This is a genomic window from Jatrophihabitans sp. (assembly GCF_036389215.1).
Lineage (GTDB): Bacteria > Actinomycetota > Actinomycetes > Mycobacteriales > Jatrophihabitantaceae > Jatrophihabitans_A.
The window spans coordinates 1-8,130 of record NZ_DASVQG010000111.1 but is presented as its reverse complement, the minus strand read 5'-3'; the positions used below and the strand labels follow the sequence as shown (position 1 = coordinate 8,130).

At 71.3% G+C, this 8,130-nt stretch carries 6 protein-coding genes and 3 pseudogenes; 1 reads left to right on the top strand and 8 read right to left on the bottom strand.

Annotated features, from left to right (window positions below; genetic code table 11):
• The 7 genes and pseudogenes from VF542_RS05225 to VF542_RS05195 form a co-directional block, all read right to left on the bottom strand.
• Positions 1–978 (bottom strand): signal recognition particle protein (locus VF542_RS05225; RefSeq protein WP_408650649.1); only part of this gene is annotated, 978 nt, incomplete at its 3' end.
• 140 nt (positions 979–1,118) lie between these two features.
• Positions 1,119–1,874, bottom strand: a complete 756-nt coding sequence (gene fabG / locus VF542_RS05220; RefSeq protein ID WP_408650648.1) for a 3-oxoacyl-ACP reductase FabG — start codon at positions 1,872–1,874, stop codon at positions 1,119–1,121.
• A 200-nt stretch (positions 1,875–2,074) separates the two neighbouring features.
• The gene (locus tag VF542_RS05215) at positions 2,075–2,890 is read right to left on the bottom strand and encodes an SDR family oxidoreductase (protein WP_408650647.1); all 816 of its coding nucleotides are present in this window, start codon (positions 2,888–2,890) and stop codon (positions 2,075–2,077) included.
• A gap of 161 nt (positions 2,891–3,051) precedes the next feature.
• A pseudogene (locus tag VF542_RS05210) lies at positions 3,052–3,993 on the bottom strand (LLM class F420-dependent oxidoreductase); the annotation flags it as partial.
• A 14-nt stretch (positions 3,994–4,007) separates the two neighbouring features.
• Positions 4,008–4,616: a TetR/AcrR family transcriptional regulator gene (locus VF542_RS05205; protein WP_408650646.1), complete on the bottom strand. Its 609-nt coding sequence runs from the start codon at positions 4,614–4,616 to the stop codon at positions 4,008–4,010.
• A gap of 77 nt (positions 4,617–4,693) precedes the next feature.
• A pseudogene (locus tag VF542_RS05200) lies at positions 4,694–5,905 on the bottom strand (acyl-CoA dehydrogenase family protein); the annotation flags it as partial.
• A gap of 12 nt (positions 5,906–5,917) precedes the next feature.
• Entirely contained in the window at positions 5,918–6,952 is a 1,035-nt protein-coding gene (locus VF542_RS05195) for a phosphotransferase family protein (RefSeq protein WP_408650645.1), read from the bottom strand.
• Positions 6,953–7,025: 73 nt separating this feature from the next.
• Between VF542_RS05195 and VF542_RS05190 the strand changes: the two genes are divergently transcribed.
• A complete protein-coding gene (locus tag VF542_RS05190) occupies positions 7,026–7,373 on the top strand; it encodes a glyoxalase (protein ID WP_408650644.1) in 348 nt (115 codons plus the stop codon).
• Between the two features lie 119 nt (positions 7,374–7,492).
• Here VF542_RS05190 and VF542_RS05185 read toward each other — a convergent pair.
• Positions 7,493–8,130, bottom strand: a pseudogene (locus VF542_RS05185) ([protein-PII] uridylyltransferase); the annotation flags it as partial.

Genomic DNA, 8,130 nt, shown 5'->3' with positions numbered 1-8,130 from the left:
CGCCAGGCGGCTGACCATCTGGGCGGTCTGCTGCTCGTCGAAGGTCCGCTCGGCCTGCTCGATGAGCGTGAGCACGTCACCCATGCCGAGGATGCGCGACGCCATCCGCTCCGGATGGAAGACGTCGAAGTCCTCGAGCTTCTCGCCGGTGCTCGCGAACATGATCGGCCGGCCGCAGACCTGGGCGACGGACAGGGCCGCGCCGCCGCGCGCATCGCCGTCGAGCTTGGTGAGCACCACGCCGGTGAAGCCGACCCCGTCGCGGAACGCCTCGGCGGTGTTGACCGCGTCCTGGCCGACCATCGCGTCGAGCACGAACAGGATCTCCTGCGGCTGCACCGCGTCCCGGATCGCGGCGGCCTGCCGCATCAGTTCGGTGTCGATGCCGAGCCGGCCCGCGGTGTCGACGATGACCATGTCGTGCTGGGCGCGGCGCGCGAAGTCCAGTGAGTCCCGGGCGACCGCGACCGGGTCACCCACCCCGTTGCCCGGTTGCGGGGCGTAGACCGCGACCCCGGCACGCTCGCCGACGATCTGCAATTGGTTGACCGCGTTCGGGCGCTGCAGGTCGGCAGCCACCAGCATCGGGGCGTGGCCCTGCTCCCTGAGGTGGCGGGCCAGCTTGCCGGCCAGGGTGGTCTTGCCGGAGCCCTGCAGGCCGGCCAGCATGATCACGGTCGGGGGGTTCTTGGCGTAGCGCAGCCGCCGGGTCTCACCACCCAGAATGGTGATCAGTTCCTCGTTGACGATCTTGATGACCTGCTGGGCGGGGTTCAGCGCCTTGCTGACCTCCTCGCCGGCCGCCCGCTCCTTCACCGCCGCGATGAACTGGCGAACCACCGGCAAGGCGACGTCGGCCTCGAGCAGCGCGATCCGGATCTCGCGGGCCACCGAGTCGATGTCGGCCTGGGACAGCCGGCCCTTGCCGCGCAGGCCGGTGAAGACCCTGTTCAGCCGATCAGACAGTGTGTCGAACACCGAGAAACCCCTTTGTGCCCATTGCGCGCCTCAGCGCCGTCCGCTGGAGGGAAACGGCGTCGCCATCAGGTTACGTGAGTGCCGCTGCTGCCACGTGCCACGGCTGCCAGAGCGCCGCGGCAGTCAGAGCGCCGCGGCAGTCAGAGCAGCCCGCGCCCGCCGTCGACGTAGATGACCTGGCCGGTGACGTAACCGGACTCCTCACCTGCGAAGAAGGCCGCGGTGTTGGCGATGTCGGTGGGCACGCCGCCCCGGCGGACCGGCACCGAGGCCGCCACCGCCGCGCGCATCGTGTCGATGTCGGTGCCGATCCGCTCCGCGGTGGCCTTGGTCATGGCGGTCTCGATGAAACCCGGCGCGATCGCGTTGACCGTCACCCCGAACTGGCCCAGCTCGATGGCCAGCGTCTTGGTGAAGCCCTGCAGCCCCGCCTTGGCGGTGGCGTAGTTCGCCTGGCCGCGGTTGCCCAGCGCCGACGTCGAGGACATGTTGATGATCCGGCCGTAGTTGGCGCTGACCATGTGCGCCTGGGCCGCCTTGCTGCACAGGAAGGCGCCCTTGAGGTGCACGTTCATCACCGTGTCCCAGTCATCCTCCGACATCTTGAACAGCATGTTGTCCCGCAGCACGCCGGCGTTGTTGACCAGGATGTGCAGTGCGCCGAACTCGGCCACCACCTCCTCGACGGCGGCCTGCACCTGGTCGGCCTTGCTGACATCGGCACCGATGCCGATCGCGCCGCTGCCGATCCGGGCGGCGGTGGCCGCCGCGGCGTCGGCGTTGAGGTCCAGCAGCGCCACCTTGGCGCCGTCGGCGGCCAGCCGGGTCGCGATCGCCTCACCGATGCCCTGCGCGCCGCCGGTCACCAGCGCCACCCGATCCTGCACTCCGGCCATGCTCAGCCCTTCCCTCGCTCTTCGCGCGAGCGCTCATCGCCCGCTCGCTCCGGTCCTCGCTCGCTGACGCTCGCTGCGATCCTCACTGCAGCTTCCTTCGCTTTTCGCGCGAGCGCTCATCGCTGGCTCGCTCCGGTCCTCGCTCGCTGGCGCTCGCTGCGATCCTCACTCGGCCCTTCCTTCGCCTTTCGCGCGAGCGCTCATCGCCCGCTCGCTCCGGTCTGGCGGGCCAACCCTGCCATGGCGGTCAGCCAGCCTTCGACGTCGGCTGCCTTGCTCGCCCAGAACTTACCGACCTGGGTATGCGGCAGTACCAGGAATGCCTCACGCGTCACAGCCTCGACGACGGCGGCAGCCACCTCGTCGACGCCCAGCACCTCCCCCGAGGCGGCGACGGCCGCGGCGGCCGGTGACCCGGTTTTCAGCCCGTCCATCAGCAGTGGGGTGTCCACGCCCATCGGGCAGAGCACGCTGACCCGGATGTTGCGGTCGCGGTAGGTGTAGGCCAGCCACTCGGCGAAGCCGACCGCGGCGTGCTTGCTGGCGGTGTAGGCAGGGTCGCCGGGCGCGCTGAGCAGGCCGGCGGCGGAGGCGGTGTTGAGCAGGTAGCCGCCACCGGCCGCGATCATGGCCGGCAGCACCGCCCGGGCGGCGTAGACGTGGGCCATCACGTGCACCTCCCAGGCCCGCTGCCAGCCGTCCTGCCAGGTGACAGCCGGCTCGTCGTGCAGGCCGGCACCGGTCGCGACGCCGGCATTGGAGCAGAACAGGTCGATCCGGCCGTGCTCGGCCAGCACGCCGGCCACCAGCCGGGTCATCGCGGTCTCGTCGGTGACGTCCAGGGCGGCTGCCGATGCGTGGCTGCCCAGCTCGGAGGCCACCGCGGCCGCCGCGGCCAGGTCCCGGTCGGCCAGCACCACGGCGCGGGCGCCGTCGGCGACGAACCGGCGAGCCATTCCCGCTCCGATGCCGCTGCCACCGCCGGTCACCACGATCACGGCGTCCGCGATCCTCATCGGCGCTCCCCCGCGGCCTCGCCACCGCCCGCCGCGCCACCGCCCGCCGCGCCACCGTCCGCGGCGCCACCGCCCGCGGCGCCACCGTCCGCGGCGCCACCGTCGACCAGCATCGCCTCCGAGGCTGCTTCATCCGGGAACTGGGCCAGGCTGGCCGGCCCCAACCCGGCAAGCACCGCAGCCAAGCCCGCCGGATCGGCCGTCTCGGCGCTCGGCAGCACCGCGAGCACCGGGATCTGCACGCCGACCTCGACGTAGCGCAGCACCTGGTCCCGGCAGCTGCGCGGGCTGCCGTGCAGCACCAGCTCATCGACCACGTCATCGGGCACCGCCTGCGCCGCGGCGGCCCGATCACCGTTCTTCCAGAGCTGCCACATCCGCTCCAGCCGGGGCCCGCGGCCCAGCCACTGGTGGAACTCGGCGTAGGCGGGCACGTTGAGGTAGGTCGCGATCAGCCGACGCCCCAGCGTCCGGGCGTGGTCGGCGTCCTCGGTCGGGCACACGAAGATCCGCGCCACGACCCGGCTGGCCGGGTTACCGATCGCGGTCCGGCAGCGGTCGACGTCGGTGGCGGCCAGCCAGTTCAGGATCGCGCCGTCGGCCTCGCGGCCGGCCAGCGCCAGCATCTGCGGACGCAGCGCCGCGAGCAGGATGGGCACCGGCATCGCCAGCGGCTGCTCCAGCCGGAAGCCGGAGACGGTGAACGTGTCGAAGTCGGCGCTGACCTTCTCGCCGCTCAGCGCCCGGCTGACGAAACGCAGCACGTCGCGGGTCCGGCGGTAAGGCTGGTCGAAGGCGATGCCGTTCCATTGCTCGACGATCACCGCGCTGGAGGCACCCAGACCGAGGCTGAACCGGCCGGGCGCCAGCGCCGCCAGGCTGGCCGCGGACTGCGCGATCAGCGCCGGCCCGCGGGTGAAGACCGGCACGATCGCGGTGCCGAGGTACAGCCGGGGTTCCCACGCCGCGGCCAGCGCCAGCGGGGTGAAGGCGTCGGCGCCGGCGGTCTCTGACGACCAGGCGTCGGTGTAGCCCCAGTCCGGCAGCGCCCGCACCAGCTCGGCCTGCACCGCGAGCGGCACGCCCGGCAGCGGGAGGGTCAACCCCCAGCTGCCGGTCATGACGCCCTCACCCGGCCGGAGGCAGCGGTGAGCGCGGCCAGGATCAGGCTGCTCAACTCGGCGGCTAGCTCAGCCGGCTGCTTGGGCCCGTCCGGGCGGTACCAGACCGGCAGCTCGTTGATCACCCCGAAGACCGTGAAGGTCACCATCTCCGGCGAGGCGACGGCCGCGAACTCACCGCTGGCCTGGGCCGAGCGCACCAGGTCGGTCACCGCGTCGTGAATCGCCCGGCGGGCGCCGCGGACCCGGGCCTGATTGACATCACCGAGCCGGTGACTCTCGCGGAAGAACACCTTCGCCTCACCGATCCGGGCCGCGGTGGTGACCACCAGGTCGGCGATCAGCTCGCGCAGGGTATCCGCCGGCGCCAGGCCACGGTTCAGGATCTCGGCCAGGCCGGCCACCTGTCGGTCCACCAGCTCCCGGTACACCTCATAGAGCAGGTCGTCCTTGGACGCGAAGTGGTGATACAGCGCGCCCTTGGCGACGCCGGCCCGGAGCACCACCTCGTTGACGCTGGTGGCATCGAAGCCCCGCTCGGCGAACAGCGAGACGGCGGCGGCCACGATTCGCTCCCGGGTGCTCACCTCGGCAGTGACGCTCATCTGCCGGCCCCGGCGGCCGCGCCGGACCGGGGCCCCGCAGCTGCGCCGACCTCGCGCGGCGGGGCGGCGGCTCTGGACCTGGCGATCTCGACCCGCGCCACGCTGCGCAGGTGCACCTCGTCGGGGCCGTCGGCCAGGTGCAGGGTGCGCAGCCCGGCCCACATCTGGGCCAGCGGGGTGTCACCCGACACCCCGGCGGCGCCGAAGGTCTGGATCGCCCGGTCCAGCACGTAGGACGCCGCCCGGGGTGCCGCCACCTTGATGGCCGCGATCTCGGTGGCGGCGTGCCGGACGCCGGCCGTGTCGATCAGCCAGGCGGCCTTGAGCACCAGCAGCCGGGCCTGCTCGATGGCCAGCCGCGACTCCGCGATCCACTCCCGGACCACGCCCTGGCCGGCCAGCGGACCGCCGAAGGCCTGCCGGCTGAGTGCCCGGGCCACCATCAGCTCCAGGGCGCGTTCGGCCATTCCGAGCGAGCGCATGCAGTGGTGGATCCGTCCCGGGCCGAGCCGGGCCTGGGCCATCGCGAAACCGCCGCCCCGCGGGCCGAGCAGGTTGCCGGCCGGCACCCGGACCTCGTCGAAGCTGATCTCGCCGTGGCCGCCGTGCGGGCCGTCGTCGTAGCCGTAGACGGTGGTGGAGCGATGCACCGTGACGCCGGGGCTGTCCAGCGGCACCAGGATCATCGAGTGCCGGGCATGCCGGTCGGCGTCCGGGTCCGACACCCCCATCACGATCGCCAGCGCGCACTCCTCGCGCAGCGCGCCGGTGGACCACCACTTTCGCCCGGTCACCACGTAGGAATCGCCATCGGCCACGATCCGGGTGTCGATGTTGGTGGCGTCAGAGGAAGCCACGTCCGGCTCGGTCATCGAGAAGCAGGACCGGATCTCGCCGTCGAGCAGCGGGGCCAGCCAGCGCTGGTGCTGATCGGCGCTGCCGAACATCGCCAGCAGCTCCATGTTGCCGGTGTCGGGCGCCGAGCAGTTCATCGCCTCGGGCGCCAGGTCGGGCACCCGGCCGGAGAGTTCGGCCAGCGGCGCGTAGTCGAGCACCGACAGCCCGGGGCCGAACCGGGGATCGGGCAGGAACAGGTTCCACAACCCCCGCCGGCGCGCCTCGGCCTTGAGTTCGGCCATGATCGCCGGGGTGCGAAACGGCCTGCCGGCTGCCCGATTGGCTTGCTCCTGCTGATGGAACTCGGTCTCGGCGGGAAGGATCACCTCATCCAGAAAGGCCGACAGCTCGGCCTGCAGGGCCACCGAGCGGGCGCTGTGCTGAAAGTCCATTCACCTGTCCCCTTATCCCGAAATCCGCTCGGCGGCCGCTGCCAAGGTGCTGTCGCGCAGCTGGCCGAACACCTCGAAGCCGCTGCCTACCGTCTTGCCCAGAAGGTAACGGGCGTGGATGCCGGCGGCGATCACGGCGAGCTTGAAATAACCGAAGGCGATATACCAATCGAGCTCGTCCAGCTGCTGGCCGGTCTGCCGCGCATACCGCTCGAGAAGCTCGTCCGGACCTAGAAAGCCTTGCGCGGACGGGAAGTTCGGCATCACCGAATCCGCCGTGCCGGATCGCTCGTGGTAGACGTAGAGCAGCCCGAGGTCGGTCAACGGATCACCCAGGGTCGCCATCTCCCAGTCCACCACCGCCGCGATGCGACTGAGGTCGGGTGCGTAGATGACGTTGGTGAGCCGGTAGTCCCCGTGCACGATGCCAGCCCGCGCCGAGGCCGGCAGTTGCTCGAGCAGCCTGGTACGGACGAACTCGGCTCGAGTGTCGGTCTCGACGTCGCTGTCGTCATCGGGCACGGAGGCCTGGAACTGCCGGTACCAACGGGCGACCTGGCGCGCCAGGAAGCCGTCGGGGCGGCCGAATTCCTCGAGTCCGACTGCCGCCGGCTCGATCCGGTGCAGGGCCACCAGGGTATCGACCAGGGCTTCGGTGCTGTGCCGAGCGAGGACCGGGTCCGGCGCCTTCGCCGGATCGTCGAGCACCACCCCGTCCACGAAGGACATGAGGTAGAACGGCTGCCCGAGCACCTCGCCGTCGGTGCACAGCGCGATCGGCTCGGGCACCGGCACCTCTGAGCCGTGCAGGGCCGAGATGACGGTGAACTCCCGGGCCATGTCGTGTGCGGTGGGCAGCACGTGCCCCATCGGCGGCCGGCGCAGCGCCCAGGTACTCGTGCCGTCGGTCAGCCGATAGGTCAGGTTGGACCGGCCGCCGGCGATCACCTCGGCCTGCAAGTCGGCCTGCCGAAGACCCGGCACGACGCGGTCCAGCCACCCGGCGATCCGAACCAGCTCCAGGCCGGGCGGATCGGTGAAGGGCATGCCGGCACCGTACGATCCGACCGACCGGTCGGTCAAGCCCAGGACCCCGACAGTTGGCGCTAGCCTTCACCCGATGACGGACGAGGGAACACCTGTACAGCACGCAGACATGGGTTATCAACCGTTTCAACAATGGTCATCCGGCCGCAGCTGGCGACTGGGCGCTACGTACGTCGTACTCGAGCAATCACCTGCGATGACCGTGGGGGATCACGAGCGCTGTCGGCCGGGGCTCAATCACATCGCGTTCTTCGCCGGCGTCCCGGAACAGGTCGACACACTCACTGATGCCGGTCGGCTCCACGGCTGGACGCTGATGTTTCCGGACAAGCATCCCTACGCTGGAGGCGGCGATCACTACGCCGCCTACCTCGTCAACACCGATGGATACGAGGTGGAACTCGTAGCCACCACTCCATGATCTAGGTAGCCGGCAGTAGCGCGCCGCAGCCGCGTCGATCGTTGGCCGCTGTGCAGGTGGGCGGTCGGCGTGTCGCTCGGCAGGCGAGCCAACGACCGCAGCCGCGAGAGAAAAGGCCGTCAGCCGGCCAGCGCCGCCAGCACCGTCTCGGCAACCTGCGCCTGGTGCGGCTCGGACAGTGGCTTGCCGTCAGCGTCGGTCAGGTAGAACGCGTCCACCACGCGGGCGCCGAGCGAGGAGATCCGGGCCGAGCGGATGTCCGTCCCAGCCGTCTCCAGCGCCGCGGTCAGCCGGTGCAGCAGGCCGATCGCGTCCCGGGTCCGGACCTCCAGCACGGTGGCATCGGTGGCCTCGTCGTCGAACCAGAGCAGTCGCGGCGGCTGGGCCGCATGCCCGGGACCGGCAACCCGGTAGGCCCGCTCCTTGGCCCGCAACCGCTCGTTCAGCGCCAGCGTGCCGGCCAGGATCCGGCGCAGATCGGCGTTCAGCAGCGCGACCTCCGGCAACTCGCCGAAGCGCGGCGACACGGTGAACCGGTTCACCGCCATCCCGCGCACGGTGCGCACGTCGGCGGCCTGGACGTCCAGGGAGTGCAGCGCGAGCAGCCCGGACGCACTGGACAGCAGCCCGGGAGCGTCCGGCGCCATCACCAGCACGTCGGTGCCCTCGATCATCACCTCGGTCCCGCCGCGACGGGCCAACGCCAGCACCGCCTCGGACGGCGGTGGCGGCGGCGGCATGGATCCGCCGCCCAGCA

Coding starts and splice junctions, on each gene's coding strand:
- VF542_RS05205 (WP_408650646.1), bottom strand. CDS start 4,616: ATGAGCGTCACTGCCGAGGTGAGCACCCGGGAGCGAATCGTGGCCGCC.
- fabG (WP_408650648.1), bottom strand. CDS start 1,874: ATGGCCGGAGTGCAGGATCGGGTGGCGCTGGTGACCGGCGGCGCGCAG.
- VF542_RS05190 (WP_408650644.1), top strand. CDS start 7,026: ATGACGGACGAGGGAACACCTGTACAGCACGCAGACATGGGTTATCAA.
- VF542_RS05195 (WP_408650645.1), bottom strand. CDS start 6,952: ATGCCCTTCACCGATCCGCCCGGCCTGGAGCTGGTTCGGATCGCCGGG.
- VF542_RS05215 (WP_408650647.1), bottom strand. CDS start 2,890: ATGAGGATCGCGGACGCCGTGATCGTGGTGACCGGCGGTGGCAGCGGC.